This window comes from Cupriavidus campinensis (genome assembly GCF_905397395.1).
In the GTDB taxonomy this organism is placed as follows: Bacteria; Pseudomonadota; Gammaproteobacteria; order Burkholderiales; family Burkholderiaceae; genus Cupriavidus; species Cupriavidus campinensis.
The window spans coordinates 23,238-42,944 of sequence record NZ_CAJPVH010000009.1 but is presented as its reverse complement, the minus strand read 5'-3'; the positions used below and the strand labels follow the sequence as shown (position 1 = coordinate 42,944).

General features: G+C 66.6%; 17 protein-coding genes. 10 read left to right on the top strand and 7 right to left on the bottom strand.

Going from position 1 to position 19,707, the window contains the following annotated elements:
- Positions 1–23 precede the first annotated feature (23 nt).
- From KHO18_RS08075 to KHO18_RS08065, 3 genes are read left to right on the top strand one after another with little or no spacing between them, the layout of a single operon-like run.
- Positions 24–1,325, top strand: a complete 1,302-nt coding sequence (locus KHO18_RS08075) for an amidase (RefSeq protein WP_144198610.1) — start codon at positions 24–26, stop codon at positions 1,323–1,325.
- A gap of 12 nt (positions 1,326–1,337) precedes the next feature.
- A complete protein-coding gene (locus KHO18_RS08070; RefSeq protein ID WP_211942968.1) occupies positions 1,338–2,687 on the top strand; it encodes a M20 family metallo-hydrolase in 1,350 nt (449 codons plus the stop codon).
- 52 nt (positions 2,688–2,739) lie between these two features.
- Complete coding sequence (locus KHO18_RS08065) at positions 2,740–3,333, top strand: helix-turn-helix domain-containing protein (RefSeq protein WP_144198605.1); 594 nt, start codon at positions 2,740–2,742, stop codon at positions 3,331–3,333.
- A 7-nt stretch (positions 3,334–3,340) separates the two neighbouring features.
- Here the strand turns inward: KHO18_RS08065 and KHO18_RS08060 are convergent, their stop codons facing one another.
- A complete protein-coding gene (locus KHO18_RS08060) occupies positions 3,341–4,111 on the bottom strand; it encodes an AraC family transcriptional regulator (RefSeq protein ID WP_144198602.1) in 771 nt (256 codons plus the stop codon).
- A gap of 122 nt (positions 4,112–4,233) precedes the next feature.
- Between KHO18_RS08060 and KHO18_RS08055 the strand changes: the two genes are divergently transcribed.
- Positions 4,234–5,055, top strand: coding sequence for a sulfite exporter TauE/SafE family protein (locus KHO18_RS08055; RefSeq protein WP_211943005.1), 822 nt, complete (start codon positions 4,234–4,236; stop codon positions 5,053–5,055).
- A 10-nt stretch (positions 5,056–5,065) separates the two neighbouring features.
- Here the strand turns inward: KHO18_RS08055 and KHO18_RS08050 are convergent, their stop codons facing one another.
- Positions 5,066–5,755, bottom strand: coding sequence for a nitroreductase (locus KHO18_RS08050; protein ID WP_144198842.1), 690 nt, complete (start codon positions 5,753–5,755; stop codon positions 5,066–5,068).
- Positions 5,756–6,182: 427 nt separating this feature from the next.
- Here KHO18_RS08050 and KHO18_RS08045 point away from each other — a divergent pair, with 427 nt between their 5' ends.
- The 4 genes from KHO18_RS08045 to KHO18_RS08030 are packed head-to-tail and all read left to right on the top strand — an operon-like array spanning position 6,183 to position 10,685.
- The gene (locus KHO18_RS08045) at positions 6,183–7,301 is read left to right on the top strand and encodes an iron-containing alcohol dehydrogenase (RefSeq protein ID WP_144198599.1); all 1,119 of its coding nucleotides are present in this window, start codon (positions 6,183–6,185) and stop codon (positions 7,299–7,301) included.
- Positions 7,301–8,716: an amidase gene (locus KHO18_RS08040; RefSeq protein WP_144198596.1), complete on the top strand. Its 1,416-nt coding sequence runs from the start codon at positions 7,301–7,303 to the stop codon at positions 8,714–8,716. Before KHO18_RS08045 ends, KHO18_RS08040 begins: the two co-directional genes overlap by 1 nt.
- A 23-nt stretch (positions 8,717–8,739) precedes the next feature.
- Positions 8,740–9,642: a tryptophan 2,3-dioxygenase gene (locus KHO18_RS08035; RefSeq protein ID WP_211943004.1), complete on the top strand. Its 903-nt coding sequence runs from the start codon at positions 8,740–8,742 to the stop codon at positions 9,640–9,642.
- Positions 9,639–10,685 carry a glutathione S-transferase family protein gene (locus KHO18_RS08030; RefSeq protein ID WP_211942967.1) on the top strand — a complete coding sequence of 349 codons (1,047 nt, stop codon included), beginning with the start codon at positions 9,639–9,641 and terminating at the stop codon, positions 10,683–10,685. The genes KHO18_RS08035 and KHO18_RS08030 overlap by 4 nt, the downstream gene beginning before the upstream one ends.
- A gap of 101 nt (positions 10,686–10,786) precedes the next feature.
- Here KHO18_RS08030 and wrbA read toward each other — a convergent pair whose 3' ends face one another.
- Both wrbA and KHO18_RS08020 read right to left on the bottom strand, forming a co-directional pair.
- A complete protein-coding gene (gene wrbA / locus KHO18_RS08025; RefSeq protein WP_144198590.1) occupies positions 10,787–11,413 on the bottom strand; it encodes an NAD(P)H:quinone oxidoreductase in 627 nt (208 codons plus the stop codon).
- A gap of 26 nt (positions 11,414–11,439) precedes the next feature.
- Positions 11,440–12,390, bottom strand: a complete 951-nt coding sequence (locus tag KHO18_RS08020) for a ring-cleaving dioxygenase (protein WP_144198587.1) — start codon at positions 12,388–12,390, stop codon at positions 11,440–11,442.
- Positions 12,391–12,638: 248 nt separating this feature from the next.
- On the opposite strand from KHO18_RS08020, the gene KHO18_RS08015 reads away from it, so the two are divergent.
- The gene (locus KHO18_RS08015) at positions 12,639–13,550 is read left to right on the top strand and encodes a LysR substrate-binding domain-containing protein (protein WP_144198584.1); all 912 of its coding nucleotides are present in this window, start codon (positions 12,639–12,641) and stop codon (positions 13,548–13,550) included.
- 217 nt (positions 13,551–13,767) lie between these two features.
- A complete protein-coding gene (locus KHO18_RS08010) occupies positions 13,768–14,778 on the top strand; it encodes a LysR family transcriptional regulator (protein WP_211942966.1) in 1,011 nt (336 codons plus the stop codon).
- Between the two features lie 51 nt (positions 14,779–14,829).
- Here the strand turns inward: KHO18_RS08010 and KHO18_RS08005 are convergent, their stop codons facing one another.
- The 3 genes from KHO18_RS08005 to KHO18_RS07995 form a co-directional block, all read right to left on the bottom strand.
- A complete protein-coding gene (locus tag KHO18_RS08005) occupies positions 14,830–15,822 on the bottom strand; it encodes a Bug family tripartite tricarboxylate transporter substrate binding protein (RefSeq protein WP_244844618.1) in 993 nt (330 codons plus the stop codon).
- A 105-nt stretch (positions 15,823–15,927) separates the two neighbouring features.
- Positions 15,928–17,553 (bottom strand): hydantoinase B/oxoprolinase family protein, encoded by a 1,626-nt coding sequence (locus KHO18_RS08000; RefSeq protein WP_211942965.1) that lies wholly within the window; start codon positions 17,551–17,553, stop codon positions 15,928–15,930.
- Positions 17,550–19,652 (bottom strand): hydantoinase/oxoprolinase family protein, encoded by a 2,103-nt coding sequence (locus KHO18_RS07995; protein ID WP_144198575.1) that lies wholly within the window; start codon positions 19,650–19,652, stop codon positions 17,550–17,552. The genes KHO18_RS08000 and KHO18_RS07995 overlap by 4 nt, the downstream gene beginning before the upstream one ends.
- Positions 19,653–19,707: the final 55 nt, after the last annotated feature.

Below are 19,707 nucleotides of genomic sequence, written 5' to 3'. Positions count from 1 at the left end.
GATCGATTCTGGAGACTGATGCCGTGGACCAATATCTCGATCTTCCCGTGCGTGAGCTGGTAGCGCGCATGTCCCGCCGCGAACTGCGTGCGGAAACCGTGGTGCGCGCCGCGCTCGAGCGCATCCGGGTGCAGGACGACGCCATCCATGCGTGGCAGCACGTTGGGGCTGAAGCCGCCATCGCGCAGGCGCGCTGCCTGGATGCCGGCACCGCCTCGGCCGCGCTGCACGGCATCCCGCTCGGCGTCAAGGATCTGATGGATACGGCGGATCTGCCGACGACATATGGATCGCCGATTTACGCGACACATCGGCCTGCGCTGGATGCCGCCGCCGTGGCGCTGGCGCGCAGTGCCGGCGCGGTGGTGGTGGGCAAGACCGTTACCACGGAGTTTGCGACATTCCAGCCGGGCCCCACGCGAAATCCGCGGGCACCTGTGGAGGCTCCCCGCACGCCCGGTGGCTCGTCGAGTGGCTCTGCCGCCGCCGTGGCCGCCGGCATGGTGCCGCTGGCATTTGGTACCCAGACTGCCGGCTCGATCATTCGTCCTGCCGCCTACTGCGGTGTGATTGGCTATAAGCCCACGCACGCCACGTTGCCGCTGGCCGGCATCAAGCCGTTGTCGCCCAGCCTGGATACGGTCGGTGTGCTGGCCCGGCGCGTGGATGATGCGGCGTTGTTTATCGGCACGCTGGCACGCGATGTCTCGATTGCGGAAGCCTGTGCCCAGGCACCCACGCCGTTGCGCGTCGGCATTGTCCGCACGCCACACTGGGACCGCGCCAGTGCGGATGCGCGTACCGCGCTGGAGACGGCTGCACGGGTTTTGCAGGGCCTCGGCGCAACGGTAGAGGATGTCGGGTTGCCCGTGGCCTGCCATGGCCTCACCGAAGCCCAGATGGACATCATGGCCTTCGAGGCCGTCGCCGCGTTTGCACCGGAAGCGCGTGACCGGGCAGCGGAATTCAGCGCGGCGTTTGCCCGGCAGCTCGAAGCCGGGCGCGCGGTGTCGGGTGAGCGCTTCCGCGCGGCGCTTGCGCACGCAGAAGCCGCACGGACGTCGTTGGCGGTGTTGCTGGATGGATTCGATGTGGTCCTGGCGCCCAGCGCCGAAGGCGAAGCACCCGAGGGGCTGGCCGCCACCGGCGATCCGATTTTCTGCCGCATGTGGACGCTGCTCGGTACGCCGTGCGTCCATGTGCCGACTGGAACGGGCGCCAGCGGCATGCCCGTGGGCGTCACCGTGACCGCGCCGCGCCACACCGATGCGCACGTGCTGGCCGTGGCGCATCGTTTGCATCAGGCGCTGGCTCTGGCAGCCTGACATCAGGAGAACATGTTGAATCGCTTGCATCAGCCCAAGGATACCGAGGGCATCGTGGACAGCGCCGTACAGGCCGTCGCGGAACGGGCACAGGATCATGTCGACGCCAGTCGCCTGGCGGCATCGCTCGCTGCCCTGGCGCAGTTTGGCGGTCGTGACGACGGCGGCGTGTCGCGCGAAACGCTGACGGCGATCGACCTGTCGGCGCGCCGCCATCTTGTGGATCAGGCGCGCGCACTGGGCTGCCAGGTCAGCATCGACGATTGCGGAAACCTGTTCTTCCGGCGGGCCGGCACCGAGGAACTGCCTCCCGTGCTGACCGGGAGTCATGCCGATACCCAGCCCGTGGGCGGCAAGTACGATGGTGCGTATGGCGTACTGGCGGGCCTCGAAGTGATTGCAGCGCTCAACGCGGCTGGCATTGAAACGGTGCGGCCCATCGAGGTGGTGTCCTGGACCAACGAGGAGGGCAGCCGCTTCGGGCCCGGCGCGATGGGCTCCAGCGCCTTTGTCGATCCGGCGCGGCTGGCCGGCTATCGCGATGCCGCCGATCAGGCTGGCGTTCGATTTGGCGATGCACTGGACGCGGCGCTGGCCGCCAGTCCTGACGTGGAGCGCGTGCCGATGGCGCGACCGATGTCCGCCTGCGTGGAACTCCATATCGAGCAGGGCCCCGTGCTGGAGGCGGCCGCCGTGCCGCTCGGGGTCGTCACCGGCATCCAGGCGGTGCGCTGGTTCCGCGTGGAGTGCGCGGGCACCATGGCGCACGCCGGCACCACGCCGATGGCCGTGCGGCGCGATGCGATGGCCGTGGCCGTCGCCATCGCGCAGGACCTCTATGCGTTGGCACCGCGCGAACCGGGGTCAACGGGGTCAACGGGCGCGCCGGAGCTGCGCCTGACGCTTGGCCAATGGGCGGTGGTACCGAATTCGGTCAACACCATCCCGGGCAAGGTGACCTTCACCGTGGACATGCGCTGCCTGGACGACGCCGCCCTCGATCGCGCCGAGGCAGCGCTGCGGCTGGCCTGCACGCGTCATGCCCCGGCCTCTGACGTGGCGATCACGCGCTTCTTCCATCGAGGCCCGACGTATTTTCCCGAAGCGATGCTGGCATCCATCCAGCGCGCCTGCGCGCGGGCCAGCCAGCTTGCGGGCCGTGCGCCACCCATGCGGCTCACGTCCGGCGCCTTTCACGATGCCATGTACCTGGCCGATCATTGCCCGACCGCGATGATCTTCGTGCCGAGCAAGGACGGCATCAGCCACAACGCCGCGGAGGAGACCGACGCCACGGACCTGTTCCTGGGCGCGCAGGCGCTGGCGTACACTGTCGCCGAACTGGCCTGCCGCCGGCCGTGACAGACTCCGGCGCAGCGTGGCCGCCCCTTTGAATCCCAATCAAAAAGCCCGCATGGCAAAGACCGCGAGCCCGATCCCGCAAGAACCGGTCGACAGCAAGTCGGCCACCCTGACGCTTGGTGTCAAGCTGCGCCACGCGCGACTGGTGGCCGGCTATACCCTGTTGCAACTGGCGAACAAGGCCGGTTGCTCCGAAAGCCTGATTTCAAAGGTCGAGCGCGGCCTGGCCACGCCGTCATTCACCACGCTTCACCGGCTGGCCGTGGCGCTCGACACCAATATCGGCGCGCTCACCAGCGAGGATGATGCGCATCAGTCCCCGATCCTCCGTCATGGCGAGCGGCCCGTCATCCGCGTGGGGGGCGTGGCGCTCGAACGGGTGGTGTTGCCCAAGCGCGGCGGCCTGCTGCAGGCCAACATCCACATCGTCTGGCCGGGCGAAGCCAGTGACGGCCAGATCGAGCATCAGGGCGAGGAAGTCGGCTACGTGCTGGAAGGCAAGCTTGAGTTGATGCTCGGGGACGATGTCTACCTGATCGGCCCGGGGGATGCGTTCACATTCTCGAGCCAGGTGCCGCACGGCTACCGCAACGTCGGCGACGTCGTGGCCAAGGTGCTCTGGGTGAATTCACCGGCGACGTTCTAGCGGGCCATCACGGATGCCATGTCAGGAACGAGGAGGGCGGCACGCCCAGGGCCTTGCGGAACATCGTCGAGAACGCGCTAGGGCTGTCGTAGCCGAGATCGAGCGCCACCTCTGTAACGGGCGTGCCGGCCGACAGGCGGGACAGCGCAGCCAACAGGCACGCCTGCTGGCGCCACGCGCCGAACGGCATCCCGGTTTGCTGTTGGAACAGGCGCGCAAACGTGCGCGGGCTGCAATGCAGTTGCCGCGCCCAGTCGTCGGCAGATGCGCGGATATCGGGGTGCGCCAGCAGTGCCGCGCAGAGCTTGGCTAGCGCCGGGTCGCGCGGCATGGGCGCAAACAGCGGCAAGGTCGGCGCGCGATTCAATTCGAACAGGATCAGCTGCATCAGGGCCCCTTCGCGACTGTCTGCCGCGTAGTGCGCGGGCACGTCTGACGAAGCCAGCAGCAACGCATGCAGTAAGGGGCTGACCACCAGCACCTCGCAGCCTGGACTGCTGCGCGGCGCGGACTCCGGCAGCACGTAGACGCTGCGCGTACTGACACCATTCATGCGGACCCGATGCGGCTTCCCCGCAGGAATCCACACGCCCGTATAGGGCGGCACCACCCACGCACCTTCTTCGGTGCCCACCTCCATCAATCCCGTCATGCCATACAGGAACTGGGCGCGGCGGTGGCTGTGCGTATCGAGTAGCGTGCCGAAGCTGTAATCGGTGCCGATGGCCAGCGCGGCACACGGGCTGGCATCGACGCTGTCGAGCGGAACATTGAGCATGTGGGCGCCGCGGAAGCGTTGGCAGAATCTCGAAGATTATTGTCCAAACCTCGCAAGTTTGCCAGCGACGACCGCCGTATCGTCATGATCCATTCGATGGGAAACGAGGGTTGACGATGTCGATGTACGCGGTACTCATGATCTGCGGCGGCCTTGCCGGCGTGACGACGGTGCTGTTTGGCTTTGGCGGTGGCTTTGTCGTGGTGCCGCTGCTTTATACGATGCTCACGATGACGCACGCGGCCGGCAGCGCTGTGGCGCAGGCGGCGATGCAGATCGCCGTGGCCACGTCGTCGTGCGTGATGATCTTTGGCGCGTCCATGGCCACGTGGCGCCATCATCGCGCCGGCAATCTGGACTGGCCGCGCATCCGGGCGATGGGCGCCTATATCGCCGTTGGCGCCGTTGCTGGTGCCGCCGCCGCGAGCTGGCTCAGCAGCGATTGGGTGCGGTGGGCGTTCGTCGCCTATCTGGCCGCGACGATCCTGGACAGCACGCTGCGCCCCGGATTCATGCGTGTCGGCCCGGGCACCGCGCGGCCGCTGACGGCAGCCGCCACGGCCGCCATCGGCGTCGGTATCGGGGCGATTGCCGCCTTCCTGGGGGTTGGCGGCAGCGTGATGACCGTGCCGCTGATGCGCCGGCGCGGCGCCACCATGACGCAGGCGACGGCGGTGGCCAACCCGCTGTCATTGCCGATGGCGGTGGCGGCCACCGCCACCTACGTCGCGCTGGCCTGGCGGCACGGCGCGAGCTTCGGGCCCGGCCACGCCGGGTATGTCGATCTGCTGGCGTTCGTCGTGCTGGCGGCCGGTTCCTGGGCGGGTATCCGGCTGGCGGCGCGGTGGATCGGCCGCATCCCCGACCGCGTCCACGCCGTCACGTATATCGCGCTGCTCGCCCTGGTGCTGGTGACGATGGTGGCGGGCGGCAGCTTTGCGTGACTTGCCAGCTTCAGTTGTCGATGAACGAGACAAAGGCGTCGAGTTCAAGCCGCTGAAGAGCCATGTTGTTTTCGGGCACGCTGTTGTCCGCATAACCCAGCGACATGCCGGCCACCACCATCTCGCAGTCGGGAATACCGAGGCCCTTGCGGAGCACGTCGGATTGCAGCGACCAGATCTGCTGCGGGCAGGTATCCAGCCCTTCCGCGCGCGCGGCCAGCATGACGTTCTGGAGGAAGCAGCCGTAGCAGAGGAAGCTGGCCCATTCCAGGCATCGGTCCATCGTAAAGATCAGCCCGACCGGCGCGTCGAAGAAGCGGAACTGGCGTTCCACGTCGCGCCGGCGTCCGGCGATATCGCTCCGGGCCACGCCCTGCGCGTCGCCGAGCATGCCGCGGAACATGTTGAAACGCGACGAATACGGCGCCGGCAGATCCTTGGGAAAGAACGGATACTCGTGGGCCAGTGTGTCCGGGCCGGCGCGATAGGCGTCGACCGCGGCGGTGGTGATGCGCTCGCGTGCGCTGCCGGTCAGGACATAGCATTTCCACGGTTGCGTGTTGCTTGAACTCGGCGCGTACTTCGCCACCGAGAGGATATCCCGCACCGTCCGGAGCGGCACCGGCCGGTCGAGGAACGCACGCTTGCTGCGGCGTCCTCGAATCAGTGTCTCCGTGAACCGGGTCGCCGCCGTGCTCATCTCCGTGCCCGTCTCTGTGTTCATCGCCGTCTCCATCTCAGCCTCCAATTCCATTTCCATCGCTCTTTTCTCCATGTGGGGGTCGCGGTGAAAAAATCATAGCCGTGTGGTGGACGCTGAAAAGATGGCGATCTTTGCATGCTTCGTCCGAGAACGATGAACGATGCACCGCACCGGCGCGCCATGCGTGAAGACGGTGCCGATCTCTGAGGGTTTACCTGTGCAAGTGGGACGAAAAATATGCCGCTTGCACCGCTACATCGCCGCGATGCACCGCTGGCAAGCGCGCGCCAATGCATGCATTCCGGCGTCCATATTCATGGACGCAATGTTCCTGAAAGCCGCGCGCACGGCTGAATCCGGATCGCCTATCTTCTCACTCGAGATCCTTGCATCGATTGCATGCGACATACGTTGGAGCGAGTGGATGAACCAGTTGAAATGCCTGCCGCAAGAAGAGATTGTCTGGGGACACGACATCCTGGAGGAAGTTGCCGCGTCGCTGGGAGACCGCGGCATCCGCCGCCCGATCACCTTCACGGTCGGGTTCCTCGAATCATTGCATCGTGACATCCTGAAGCCGGGCATCCGGGATGGCGTGGGGTCTTTTATCGACCTGCCACCGCATGTGCCGGACTTCGCCGTGCGCGACGGCCTGCAAGCGTGCCTCACGCGTGACGCGGGGTCCATCGTCGCGCTGGGCGGGGGCTCGGTGCTCGACGCAGCGAAGGCGGTCTCCTACGAGCACTTCAAGCAGACCGGGCGCTACCTGCCCATCGCGGCCTTCCCGACCACCTTGTCCGGCTCCGAGTTCTCCCACTACTTCGGTGTGACGGAGACGGATGGTCCGCAGAAATTCAAGCGTAGCTACGCCGTGCGTGAAACGGCGCCCAAGATCGTGGCCATCGATCCGCGCCTGGTCATCGATACCCCCCGCGCGCTACTGCTGAGCTCGGCCATCAAGGGTATCGACCACGCGGTGGAAGGGATGCGCAGGGTGGGCGTGGATCATCCGCACGCGATCCTGGCCGCGCGGGGCGTCGAGCGCTTCCTCGCCGTGCTGGAGAAGTGGCCGCCGCAGCTTGAGACACGGGAAGCCATCGCGCGCGGCCTGGTCTCGGCCGACGACCTGCTGCAGCTCCAGCTTGGTGCCTGGCAGTGCTACTTCTATCCCGCGTCGGTCATCTACGGACTGAGCCATCGCATCGGGCACATCCTGGGCGGCACGTTCGGGCTGCCACACAGCATGACCTCGTGCATCACGCTGGCGCCCGTCATTCGCGCCTGCGCCGATGCCTATGGCGACAAGTTCGGCATCTTCGCTTCCGGTACGGGGCACGCAACGGCTGCCACTTCACTGGCCAACCGCATTGCGCATGTCGTGGACGCCCTGGCCTTGCCGAGCCGGCTCGCCGCCTTCGATTTCGACCGCGCGAAGCTGTCCGAGGTGGCGGCGTTGCTGAAGCAGAACTATCCCGCCGAGGTCGGTGACCTGGGCGACCACGCCGGACAGAAGCTCGATGCACTGCTGGAGAGCATGTGGTGATGACCCATCCTGACATCCATCCCGACCTTCATCACCGTGATCTGCTGCAGTCGGCCCGCGCGGCCACGCAACCAGCCGGGCTGCGCAGGTCGCTCGACGCCCTGGCGACGCGGCAGGTATCCGCGACGGCGCTGGCGGAGCAGGCGCTCCACGAGGCGGAAGCCAGCAAGCGAGCCGTCAATGCATTCTCGACCATCGACTGGGACCGCGCGCTCAAGGCGGCGGCGGAGAGTGACCGTCGCTACGCCGAGAATCGGCAGCGGCCGCTGGAAGGGCTGCCCATCGCGATCAAGGACCTGATCGACACCAAGGGCATGGAGACCCGCTACGGTTCGGCGGCCTACCTCGGGCACCTGCCTGCCGCCGACGCCGACATCGTGAAAGCGCTGACGGAGCGGGGCGCGATCGTCGTCGGCAAGACCACGACCCATGAGTTCGCGTGGGGCGTGACCACCGCCAGCGCAAGGTTTGGCGATACGCTGAACCCGCTCGACCGCACACGTATCCCGGGCGGTTCCAGCGGCGGCGCCGCGGCGGCGATCGCCTATGGTGCGGTCATGGCCGGGGTGGGCACCGATACCGGCGGCTCCGTGCGTATTCCCGCCGCGCTGTGCGGCGTGGTCGGCTACAAGCCGACGTTCGATACGTTCTCCACGCGTGGCGTGTTTCCGCTGGCGCCCTCGTGCGACCACGTTGGCCTGCTTGGCGCGCAGGTCGACGATGTGTTGTTGCTGGCCGATGCCCTTCACATCGAGGTGCCCGAAAGCGATGCGTGGCTGTCCGCACGCGTTGGCGTGATCCCGGAGATCGCGCCGGTACCGGCGAGCCCGGCTGTCGCCGCGGCATTCGAGCGTGCGATCGAACGACTGGGGCGGGTCTTCGCCTGCGTGAATGTCGACACGTCCGGCGTGTTCGACGGCGCATTCGATGCCTTCGCGAACATCGTACTGATCGAGGGCGGCATCGAGCACTTCCGGCGCAACGACCGGGACCGCATCGCCACGCACTACAACCCCGAGACCGTCGACCGATTGCGGCGCGCGGAGACGATGGACCTGAGCGGCTACGCGGCGGCCCAGCAGACCCGGCGGCAATTCACGGCCAGGCTGCGCGAGGCGATGTCGACGGTCGACTACCTCGTGCTGCCGACCTGCCCGTGCGTTGCCCCCTATCTTGGTGCCGCCACCGTGGAGATCGGCGCCTGGTCCGGCACGGTTCGCGAAGCGCTGATGACGTACACCGCGCCGTTCAACATCGCCGGGTTTCCCGCCATCTCGATTCCATTGCCGAGCGGCGATTGCAGTCTTCCTGCGGCATTGCAGGTCGTGGCCAAGCCGGGCGACGACGGCGCGCTGCTGCAGATCGCGCAGCAGATGGAACTGCTGCTGCGGGCTGGTACGGCCCACGAGATCTAACCCCTCACAACCAGGAGACAATGATGGACGACTCCGTCAAGCCAGAGCGCGCCGCCCCGGCCAGCGCTTCCCCCGGGCAGACGCCCTACAGCGCCTGGATGCGCACCGACGTGCTGCACTCGCTGCAACACCCGGTCAGCGATCATCCCGGCGAGCATGCATGGATCACGTCGGTGCAGGTGTCCGAGCTTTACTGGATGCTGATCATCAAGGAGCTGCGGATCGCCCAGGCGCAGTTGCGGGCCAATGATCTGGCGCAGGCCATCAAGACATTGCAACGCGTGGTTGCCCATCACGAGCCGCTCAACGCCACGTGGCGCTCGCTGGCGTGGATGACCCCTACCGACCTGCTGGCTATCCTGTCGCGCGCGGTGGCGACGTTCGGCAAGGACACCGCGCTGCAGGGCTGGACCTACCGGCAGATGGTCTACCTGCTCGGTATCAAGCAGGGGGAGCACCTGCAGCATTTCGAACCGCAACCCGCGCGCTGGGACCAGCTCAACACGACGTTGCACCAGCCGAGCGTCTACGACGATGTGCTCGGCTACCTGGACCGCCACGGCTTCCCGGTGCCGGCAGCCGTGTTCCAGCGCGACTTCAGCCAACCCTATACGCCCAGCAAGGACGTCGAGAAGGCATGGCGCGATGTGTATGCCGACCCGCACCAGCATCTCGAACTCCAGCATCTCGGCGAGACGCTGGCCGATGTCGCGGAGGGCTTCTCCGCCTGGAAGCACCTGCATCTGATGGCCACGCGCCGCACGTTCGGCGCCCGCCCGGCCTACTTCGGCTCCGAGGGCGTTGCCTGGCTGGTGCCGACCATGGCGGAGATCCCGTTTCCGGAACTCTGGTCGGCGCGTGGCTTTATCGGCGACCCGCCGGCGGCATGCCCGCACATGCACAAGCAAGGGGGCGCACAGCAATGAACCATACGACATTGACGAGTCTGGCGGCCGGTGCCCGTGCCGCCATTGCCGATCCCGCGCGGATCACGATCGTCGGGGGTGATGCGGCGCCGCGCTTCGAGCTCTTTCATGCGGCGAGCTCGTTGTGCTCGCAGAAAGTGCGCACGGTGCTGGCCGAGAAGCGCCTGTCGTACCGCTCGAACGACATGATGATCCTGGGCTCGATGGGGCCGGAGGGCGTCATCCCGGCCGAGCACTACCATCCGCCCTATGTCCGCCTGCGCCTGATCGCCGGGCAGGAGGTGAACAGGGCATTTGTCAGCGGTTACAGCGGGCGTACCTCGGTCGAGACCGAAGGCTTCGATCCGTGCGTGGTGCCGCTGTTGGTGGACTACGAGGCCGGGCGGGTGATCGCCGATTCGAAGCGGATCTGCGGCTACCTGGACGCGGTGTCCCATGATCCGGTGAAACTGGTGCCGGAAGACGCAGTGGCGCGCGCGGCGGTGATGCAGCAGGTCGATATTGTCGACAGGATCCCGAACGGCACGCTGCTCTATGGCTTCCATCCCGATGCCGATGCGCGGCCCGATGCACTCAAGGCCGGCATGGAACGGGTCTACGACTACAAGATCATGGCGCTCGAAGCGATGATTGCCGCCAACGCGGACGATGCCGCGCTGGTAGCCGCTTATCGCGCCAAGATCGCCAAGGAGCGCGGTGGCAAGTCAGTTCGCCACGATGCGGCGTTCCAGCGGGCTGCGCGCCTTCACGTGGCAAGCCTGCTGGAAGACCTCGAACGGGCGCTGTCCTTGTCGTCGGAAACCTATCTCAAGGGCGGCCCGTTCACGCTGGGCGATGTGCTGTGGGGCGTCAACCTGGTGCGGATGGCATACCTCGGGCTGGGGTTGCTGTGGGGGGATCTGCCGAACGTCTCGCGCTATGTGGATCTGCTCGCCAGGCGGCCGTCGCTGTGCAAGGAAGCCATCCAGGCTACGCTCGGCGCGATGCCGCCGTCGTTGTACATGGAAGCGGTGGCGAGCTGCGGTGAGGCCGTGGCGGTTTAGGGTTGCAGCGTTGGAAGCGGGAAGCAAACAGGCGGCGGGGTATTGAGAAGGGCGGAGGGCAGAGAAGGGCGGGGACCGCAAGTCCCCGCCCTTTTTTGACATCAAGCGGCCACGGGTTCCTGCGCACAACGCAGCGAGCGCGCCACGCTGGTCACGCGACGGCCCTGGAAGCGGGCCACGGCCAGGTGGTCTTCGTCGGGCTTGTTGGCGTCGAGGTGCGAGACATGGGTCGCGCCGTACGGCGTGCCGGCCTTGAACATCACGGCGTCGGCGTAGCCCAGCGGCACGATGATCAGGCCCAGGTGTGCCATCGGCGTGTAGATCGAGAGCAGCGTCGATTCATTGCCACCGTGACGCGACGACGTCGATCCGAACACAGAGCCGACCTTGCCGTTCAGCTTGCCCTGGAACCACAGGCCGCCCAGGCTGTCGATATAGGCCTTGAGTTCCGTCGAGATCGAGCCGAAACGCGTCGGGGTGCCGAACACGATGGCGTCGGCCCACTCGGCGTCGGCCTCGGTCGGCGCTTCGTAGCGGTCGTTCATTGCGGTGGCGTTCTCGAGCCAGCCCGGCGCCTGGCGCATCACGTCGGGGCCGACCACCTCGCGCGCGCGGCGCAGGCGGACTTCCGCGCCGGCCTCGATGGCGCCGGCCGCCACGGCCTTGGCCAGCAGTTCGGTGGAGCTGTTGCGGGAATAGAAGGCGATCAGTACTTTGGGTTTCTGCATGTCAGGTCCAGACAGGGTGAAGTCGGTCAAACGGAAATGGGTTCGAGTCGGCCAAGCAACTCGTCCTTGCGGTCGGCCAGCCAGGGCGGCAGCTGGAATTCCTCGCCGAAGTGGCCGGGTTCCTCATCGATCGCGAAGCCGATATCGGTGGTGGCCGCCTCGAACATCACACCGCCCGGCATCTTGAAATACATGGAGCGGAAGTAGTTGCGGTTCACCGACTCCGAGGTGTCGATGTAGCCCAGCGCCATGAACTTTTCCTTGAGGGCCATCTGCTGGTCCATGGTGTCGACGGCGAACGCCACGTGGTGGATCGTGCCTTCGCCATAGACCGAGGAACCCTGGTGGCGGTCCGGTTCATGCAGAAACTCGACGACCATGCCGGGGCCTCCGGTGTGCGTCTCGAAGCGGTAGTACGGCCCGGACTGGCCAACCTGGCGGAAGCCGATCGCCTCGCTCATGAAACGGATCGATTCGGCCACCTCGCGCAGCGACAGCGTGATGCTGTGCACGCCGCGAATCGCGAACGCCTCGGGGATATCGCTGGCTACGCAGGCCGGACGCTTATCGAGATCGGTCTCGACCAGGTCGAACTCGATGCCGCAGGGGTGATGGAAACGCTGGCGCCGCTCGTCAAAGCGCGCGGTGATGGCGTTGTCGTAGGCAATGCCCATCGCGTCGAAGCGGGCGCGCCAGAAATCGAGCGAGCCAGTCGGCACCGAGTAGTTGATGACCCGGACCTGGCCCGAGCCGGGGCGCGCCGTGACCCCTTTCTGCCGGAACGGGAACGATGTCACCAGGGTACCCGGGTCGCCGTTGGCATTGCCGTAGTAGAGGTGATAGATCGGGTCCTCGCCGTCCAGAAGAACAGTCTTCTTGACGAGGCTTTGCCCCAACAGCTTGACGTAAAAATCCACATCCTCCTGCGCGTGTCTCACGCCGGCGGTCAGATGATGAAATCCCTTGATCATCGACATTGTCCTCTCCACTTGAGTATTGATGGTCACGAGACAGCGCGAAGCCGCTCATATGCAACAGCTTAAGCGTTCAATATCGATTGGGAAGCGGTCAGATCGTGTACGCAAGGTTCGGCAAAACCGAACGATCGGCGTACCAAGGTTTGCCCGGATGCCACTGGGCGCGCCGTGCAGTATGATCGGAGCTCGATACCATACTGCCATGACAGCCGTTGCCATCGCGACAGCGGACTGCGCGCCCCCATGCAATGCTGGATCTGAAGGATGTCTATTTCTTCGTGCAGGTCGTTGACCGTGGTGGCTTCACCTCGGCCGGCGAGGTGCTGCGCCTGCCGAAGTCGACGCTGAGCCATCGGGTCAAGGAACTGGAGGCGTCGCTGGGCGTGCGCCTCATTAACCGCACCTCGCGGCAGTTCGCCATGACCGAGGTGGGCCAGGAGTTCTACCAGTACGCGATGAACCTGCTGCGCAGCGCGGAGGTGGCCGAGGAGGCGATGCGCCAGCGGCTGGCGGAACCGAGCGGCGTGATCCGCGTGACCACCGCCGCCGAGATCGCGCAGTTTGCGCTGCGGCACGTGCTGCCCACCTTCCTATCCGAGAATCCCAAGGTCAAGATCGTCGAGACCGCTACGGACAGGCTGGTGGATATCGTGGGGGAGGGCTTCGACCTCGCGATTCGCGGACATACGGGGCAACTGCAGGACTCCAACCTGATCCAGCACCCGCTGGCGAAGGCGCCGTGGTACCTGTTCGCGGGTCCGGAATACCTTGAACGGATGTCTGTGCCGGCCGAGCCGGAAGACCTGATGACCCATTCGCTCATCGGCATGGTCAGCAAGGGACCGTTGCAATGGCATTTGCAGGGCCCCGACAAGCGCACCGTTACGGTGCCGATCGATCCGAGGTTCCAGAGCAACAGCCTGATTTCACTGAAGGAAGCCGCCTGCGCAAACATCGGCATCGCGGCGTTGCCCGGATACATCTGCCAGACGGAACTGAAGGCCGGGGCGTTGCGGCAGATCTTGCCGCAATGGATCGCCGCCGACGCGCGCATCACCGCCCTGATCCCATACCGTATCGGCCTGCTGCCGGCGGTGCGCACGATGGTGGACTACCTGGCCGTGGTGCTGCCCAAGGTGACCGCCTTCGACCGCGGTTAGTCGCGCGCGGTTTGCGCCAGACCGTCCCGGCGGCGGCGAGGTCCGCAGCCGTTTTGCAGGACTCTCATCAAACCGCGTCCTTAGGCGGCGATGCCGGCCAGCGTTGGATGCGCGGCGCGTGGCTTTTCGCCAGCCGCGATCAGTCATCGTTGATCATTCACCGCATCGAATATATGCTGGCAGGCATCCCTCCCAACGCCGGCACGTCGCACGCCTCATGAATCGCACTATCTCCCTGCGTCACCTGCGCTCGTTTGTCGAGGTGGCCAATGCCGGATCATTCACCACGGCGGCGGCGCGCCTGTTTGTCACGCAGTCAGCGCTGACGGCGACCATCCAGCAGTTCGAGGAATCGATCGGGCTCAAGCTGTTCGATCGCAGTACGCGGCGCGTGATCATGACGCAGGAGGCGGTCCGCTTCAAGGCCGAGGCCGACCGGATCCTTCGGGATTTCGACAGCGCCATTTCCGACCTGCAATCGTTCGCGGAAAGCCAGAAGGGGCATATCCGCATCGCGGCAGCGGCGTCGGTGATCTATCAGTTCCTGGTCACGGCCGTAGGCAAGTTCCGCCAGCAGTATCCGGGCGTCACGTTCACGCTGCGTGATGCCGGCGCGGAGCAGGTCGAACAGATGGTGATGGATGGTGAGCTCGACTTTGCCATCACCAGCCGCCACAAGGGCATCGACGAACTCTCCTACGTGCCGCTGCTGGAAGACCGTTACGGCGTGGTCTGCCGTGCGGACCATCCGCTTGCCCGGCGTTCCGGGCCCTTGCGGTGGGCGGATCTTGGTCCGGAAGGTTTCGTCGCCTTCACGGCCGACACGGGCATCGGCACCTTCCTGCACGAGAACGCGGGACACTGGCCGGTCTTCGGCGGGGAACGCGACGAGATTTCGAGCACGACCTCGCTGTTCGCAGTGCTCAACGAAGGTGGGCGCTTTTCGATCATCCCCGCGCTGGCGGCCAAGGCGGCCGGCTTTACCGATCTGGCGTACCGCGAGCTGGCCGCGCCGGTGCTGTCCCGCGAGATCTGCCTGATCACGCGGCGGCTACGCTCGCTGTCGCCCAGTTCGCAACGCATGCTTGACGTCATCATGGACACCATCCGTGCGCAGGCGTTGCCCGATGGCGTGTCGATCATTGGCGAGGAACCCGCACCGCGCAGCCCTACGCGTCACACCACGCATCACACCACGCATCACACCACGCGCCGGAAAGCGGGCTGAAGCGGCCGGCCCCGCGCCCGCGCCGCCCCAGCCCATCCGGCGCTGCAACCGTCAGTCGAGGCTGATGTGCGCCTCGTCAATAACCTGCTTCCACTTCTTCGTCTCGCTGCGAATCGTACTGGCCAGGCGCTCCGGCGGGCCGCCGGCGACATCGAAGCCGAGGCTGGTCAGCCGCTCGCGCACGGCCTTGTCCTGCAGCGCCTCGTCGAACGCCTTGTTCAGCCGGGCGACGATGGGCTGTGGCGTGGCGCGCGGCGCCAGGAACGCATACCAGCCGATCAGCTCATAGCCCGGCACGCCAGCTTCGGCCACCGTCGGCAGTTGCGGCGCGTTGGATGTGGGCCTGGCCGTGGTCACCGCCAGGGCGCGCAGCTTGCCTTCCTTCACGAATGGCATCGCCTCGGGCAGGATCGCGAACATCAGCGAGGTCTGCCCGCCAATGAGGTCCGTCAGCGCCGGCGCCCCGCCCTTGTAGGGCACATGGTTCATCTGCACGCCCGCCATCTTCTTGTATAGCTCGCCACCGAGGTGCGCCGGCGTGCCGTTGCCGGACGACGCATAGCTCGTGCCCGGATGCGCCTTCAGGTAGGCGCCCAGCTCCTGCATGGTCTTCACCGGCACCGATGGGTTGACGACGACCAGGCTGGCGAGCGTGGTGGCCAGGATGATCGGCGCGAAGTCCTTCTGCGGATCGTAGGGCAGCGTCTTGTACAGGCCGGGATTGGCGGCCAGCGCGGTGGAGGTGCCGAGGAACAGCGTGTAGCCGTCCGCCGGCGACTTGGCGACATAGCTCGCGCCGATATTGCCGCTGGCGCCGGGGCGGTTCTCCACCACCACCGGCTGGCCCATTTCCTCGCCGATCTTCTGGCCGAGCACGCGCGCGAGCACGTCGGTGGAGCCGCCCGCCGGATACGGCACGATGATGCGAACCGGCTTGCTGGGATACGCGGCGATCTCCGCGGGCGTGGCATCGGCCGCGTGGGCCAAGGGCGTCAGCAACAACAGCGCGACGGGCAGGGACAGCGTCTTGAAGATGCAATGCATGACTACCTCTCCACCGGTGCGGCGTGGGTCCGCCCGGATGTTGTGTGGCAAAGGCACCTTCGGGTGCCGGCTCTTGTCTCCTCCGCATGCATGATGCGTGCCGATTCAGGTGGCGTAGCCCTGTTCCCGATCGTACGCGATGCGCTGGATGTCCCGTTCGGTGGCCGGGCCGAAGCCACCACCGCCCGGGGTGCGCAGGATCACTTCGTCGCCGGGCTGCAGCGTCTGCGGCTGGCGTGCATCCACGGCCTGCCCGTTGATCAGCACTTCGCCGCAGGCGCCGGCCTCGCCACCGGCGAAACCTGGCGCCGGCACAATCAGCCGTTCCGTCAGGAAGACAATCGACAGGGGCATTGGGTGACGGCTGACGAAGCACACCTCTTCGCCAAGCCCCCCGCGCTGCCTCCCGGCACCGCCCGTGCCCGGGCGCAGGGCCTTGTAGCGGAAAAACAGCGGCGCGTCGCGCTCGGCCACTTCCACTGGCGTGGGGGAGATATTGCTGGGCCAGGACATGACGGACGCGCCATCCTTGCCGGCCGTGGCGCCCAGGCCGCCGTTATAGAAGAGCACCGTGGCAAACGGGCGGCCATCCTCGCGGGTGCCGCTGAGGTTGGCAATCCACAGTGGCGAGCCGGCGCCGGCCATCACGCGTTCGGGCAGCACCTGTTGCATCGCGCCAAAGATGACGGTGGGCACGTAGTGGCCCGTACATGCGCGGCCTCCCACCGGTGCGGGCGAGCGCGGATTGAGCAGCGAGCCTTCCGGCGCCACGGCGCGGATCGGGCGGAACAGCCCGTCGTTGTTCGGCAGGTCGGGCAGCAGCAGGCACTTGATCGCATAGGCGGTCATCGCGCTGGTATAGGCCAGCACGCAGTTGATGCCGCGCGGCTGTTGCGGCGACGTACCCGCGAAATCGCACTCGATCTCGCCATTGCCGATGCGCGCCGTGACGGCATAGGTGAAGCGCTCGCCAAAGCCATCGGTCTGCATGGTGTAGCGATATTCCCCCGCTGGCAGCTGCTCAATCGCGTGGCGCATGGCAGCCTCGCTGCGGTCGAACAGGGCCTGTGCCAGATCGTCGATGCCGGGCAGGGCGTACTCGGCCAGGATGTCATGGAGGCGCGCCGCAATCAGCTCCACCGCGCCCACCTGCGACCAGATATCGCCCACGGTCTGCTCGGGCGTGCGCACATTGGTGCGGATCAGCTGCAGCAGCGTGTCGTCCACTTGCCCCTCGCGCATGAGCGGCATCATCGGGATGTGGAAGCCCTCCTCGAACAGCTCGCGCGCATCCACCGAACGGATTTTGCCGCCGATGTCGGGCACGTGGCCCGCCGTCGCGGCGAACCCCACCAGGCGCTCGCCATGGAACATCGGCTTGACCAGGCACACGTCGTTGAGGTGCCCCGTGCCGATCCACGGGTTGTTGGTGATGAGGATGTCGCCGGGCCGCATGTTGTCCGCGCCGATCTGCGCGATGGCGGCGCGCACGGTGCGTGGCAGCGTGCCGATGAACGAGGGAATGCTGCCGCTGTTCTCTGCCAGCGCGCACCCCGCCGAATCGGTGACCACCACCGCGAAGTCGTTGGCCTCGGTGGAGAGGGTGGAGAAGGAGGTGCGCACGATGAGCTTGGCGGCTTCGTTCACCACCGCGCGCACGCGCGTCCAGAACACTTCCAGGAAGATGGGGTCGGCGGCGGAAGCCGCGCCGGGCATGGGGTGGCGGGTCATGCTGCGTGCTCCTCCAGTTCGATGACGAGATTGCCGCTCGCGCCCTGCGTGACGCGGCCCTTCGGTCCCACGACCAGCGTGGAGCCGGCATCCTCGATCAGCAGCGGCCCCTGCGCGCGGAATCCCGCTGGCAGTGTGGCGCGGTCGAAGACCGGCGTGTCCAGGTAGCCGTCGGCCTCCCTGAAATAGACCTTGCGCCGGCTGCCGGGGGCGGCGTCCACGCCTTCAGGCAGGGTTTCGGCCACGAAAGCCTGCCGTGGCGGCGCCTCGCCCGTCACGCGCAAGGTCACCAGTTCAACGGGTACATCGGGCGGGGTGCGGCCAAATTTCTCGCGATAGCCGGACTCGAACGCGGCGATCAGGGCGGCGCGCACCACGTCCGCCGGCTGCTTGCCGATGTAGGGGCCATCGGGCAGGCGCACCGACAGGTTGAAGCCTTGCCCGGCGAAGCGGCCATCGGCGTGACGCACCAGCTGTATCGGGCCGAAGCTATCGTCCAGTGGTGCCAGCGCCTCGCGCGATTGCGATTCCAGTTCGGCAAAGGCGGCTTCCAGCCGGTCGAGCGCATCCGTGGCGGGCCGCACGCTTACCGTGCGCGAGCGGTCGGCGCGTGCCGGTGACACCAGCAGGCCGTATGCAGACGCCACGCCAGCGGCGGGCGGACACAGGATGGTCCGCACACCAATCTTCTGGGCAACGTAGTACGCATGCAATGGCCCCCCGCCGCCGGTGCACAGCAGCACGAAGCCGCGCGGATCGCGCCCGCGCTCGGCCACGTGCACGCGCGCGGCGCCGGCCATGTTCTCGGCAACGATGTCATGGATGCCCCAGGCCACGCCGGTGACGTCACGCGCCAGCCGCTCGCCTGCACGGCCAAGTGCTTCGGCGGCGCGGTCCACGCTGATGGCCATCGTGCCGCCTGCGAAGTAATCGGGATTGAGGTAGCCGAGCACGAGATTGGCATCCGTCACGGTCGGATCGGTGCCGCCCAGCCCGTAGCAGGCCGGCCCCGGCTCGGAACCGGCGCTCTGCGGCCCCACTTTCAGCAGGCCCAGGGCGTCCTGGTGCGCAATGCTGCCGCCACCGGCGCCGATCTCGATCAGGTCGATGGTGGTAATGCGGATTGGCAGGCCGCTGCCTTCGGCAAAACGTTTGCGCCGAGCCGCTTCGAAGCCGAAGGTGATGGCCGGCTTGCCATCCTCCACCAGGCACAGCTTGGCCGTGGTGCCGCCCATGTCGAAGGCCAGCAGGTCTGGCTGTGCATCGCGCAGGCTGTAGTGGGCCGCCGAGATCGCGCCAGCCGCGGGGCCGGACTCGAGCAGCTCGATCGGATTGCGCTTGGCCTCGCCGATATGCGCCAGGCCGCCGTTGGACAGCATCATCAGCACGCCAGCGTGCAGACCCAGCGCCTGCAGGCGACCTTCGAGCGCGTCGAGGTAGCGCGTTGCCAGCGGCTTGATATAGGCATTGGCGACGGTGGTGGAATTGCGCTCGAACTCGCGGATGACGGGCGCCACATCGGAAGACAAGGTGACGTGCAGGCCGGGGAAATCACGCTCGATCCAGTCGCGCACCAGCCGCTCGTGCGCCGGCGTGCCGTAGGCGTGCAGCAGGCACACGGCAAGTGAATCGACGCCTTGCTCGACCAGCCGTCCCACTACCGCGCGGACCTCCCCGGCGTCCGGCGCCTCGATCTCGTGGCCTTGTGCATCCATGCGTCCCCGAATCTCGGCGCGCAGCCGGCGCGGCACCAGGGTCGGCGCTGGCTCGATCGTCAGGTCATACAGGTCGTACTTGCGCTCGTGGCCAATCTCCAGCACGTCCCGGAAACCCAAGGTCGTCAGCAAGCCGGTGGTGCTGCCACGGCGTTCAATCAACGCATTGGTGAACAGCGTGGTGGCGTGGACCACGCGGGTGACCCGCCGTGGGTCGATGTTGTGGGTGTGCATCAGCCGGCTGACGCCATCGGCCACGCCCTGCGCCGGGTCACCGTGGGTAGTAAGGACCTTCAGGCTGACGAGCCTGCCCGCGCCGTAGTCCAGTGCGACGACATCCGTAAAGGTGCCGCCAATATCGATGCCAATTGCCCACGTCGTCACAAGGCACTCCCGTCGTCATGAAATCGTCAGACGATGATAGGAATACCGATTGATG

Coding starts and splice junctions, on each gene's coding strand:
- KHO18_RS08065 (WP_144198605.1), top strand. CDS start 2,740: ATGGCAAAGACCGCGAGCCCGATCCCGCAAGAACCGGTCGACAGCAAG.
- KHO18_RS08055 (WP_211943005.1), top strand. CDS start 4,234: ATGTACGCGGTACTCATGATCTGCGGCGGCCTTGCCGGCGTGACGACG.
- KHO18_RS08050 (WP_144198842.1), bottom strand. CDS start 5,755: ATGAGCACGGCGGCGACCCGGTTCACGGAGACACTGATTCGAGGACGC.
- KHO18_RS08030 (WP_211942967.1), top strand. CDS start 9,639: ATGAACCATACGACATTGACGAGTCTGGCGGCCGGTGCCCGTGCCGCC.
- wrbA (WP_144198590.1), bottom strand. CDS start 11,413: ATGCAGAAACCCAAAGTACTGATCGCCTTCTATTCCCGCAACAGCTCC.
- KHO18_RS08010 (WP_211942966.1), top strand. CDS start 13,768: ATGAATCGCACTATCTCCCTGCGTCACCTGCGCTCGTTTGTCGAGGTG.
- KHO18_RS08005 (WP_244844618.1), bottom strand. CDS start 15,822: ATGCATTGCATCTTCAAGACGCTGTCCCTGCCCGTCGCGCTGTTGTTG.
- KHO18_RS08015 (WP_144198584.1), top strand. CDS start 12,639: ATGCTGGATCTGAAGGATGTCTATTTCTTCGTGCAGGTCGTTGACCGT.
- KHO18_RS08060 (WP_144198602.1), bottom strand. CDS start 4,111: ATGCTCAATGTTCCGCTCGACAGCGTCGATGCCAGCCCGTGTGCCGCG.
- KHO18_RS08020 (WP_144198587.1), bottom strand. CDS start 12,390: ATGTCGATGATCAAGGGATTTCATCATCTGACCGCCGGCGTGAGACAC.
- KHO18_RS08040 (WP_144198596.1), top strand. CDS start 7,301: ATGACCCATCCTGACATCCATCCCGACCTTCATCACCGTGATCTGCTG.
- KHO18_RS08070 (WP_211942968.1), top strand. CDS start 1,338: ATGTTGAATCGCTTGCATCAGCCCAAGGATACCGAGGGCATCGTGGAC.
- KHO18_RS08045 (WP_144198599.1), top strand. CDS start 6,183: ATGAACCAGTTGAAATGCCTGCCGCAAGAAGAGATTGTCTGGGGACAC.
- KHO18_RS08000 (WP_211942965.1), bottom strand. CDS start 17,553: ATGACCCGCCACCCCATGCCCGGCGCGGCTTCCGCCGCCGACCCCATC.
- KHO18_RS08035 (WP_211943004.1), top strand. CDS start 8,740: ATGGACGACTCCGTCAAGCCAGAGCGCGCCGCCCCGGCCAGCGCTTCC.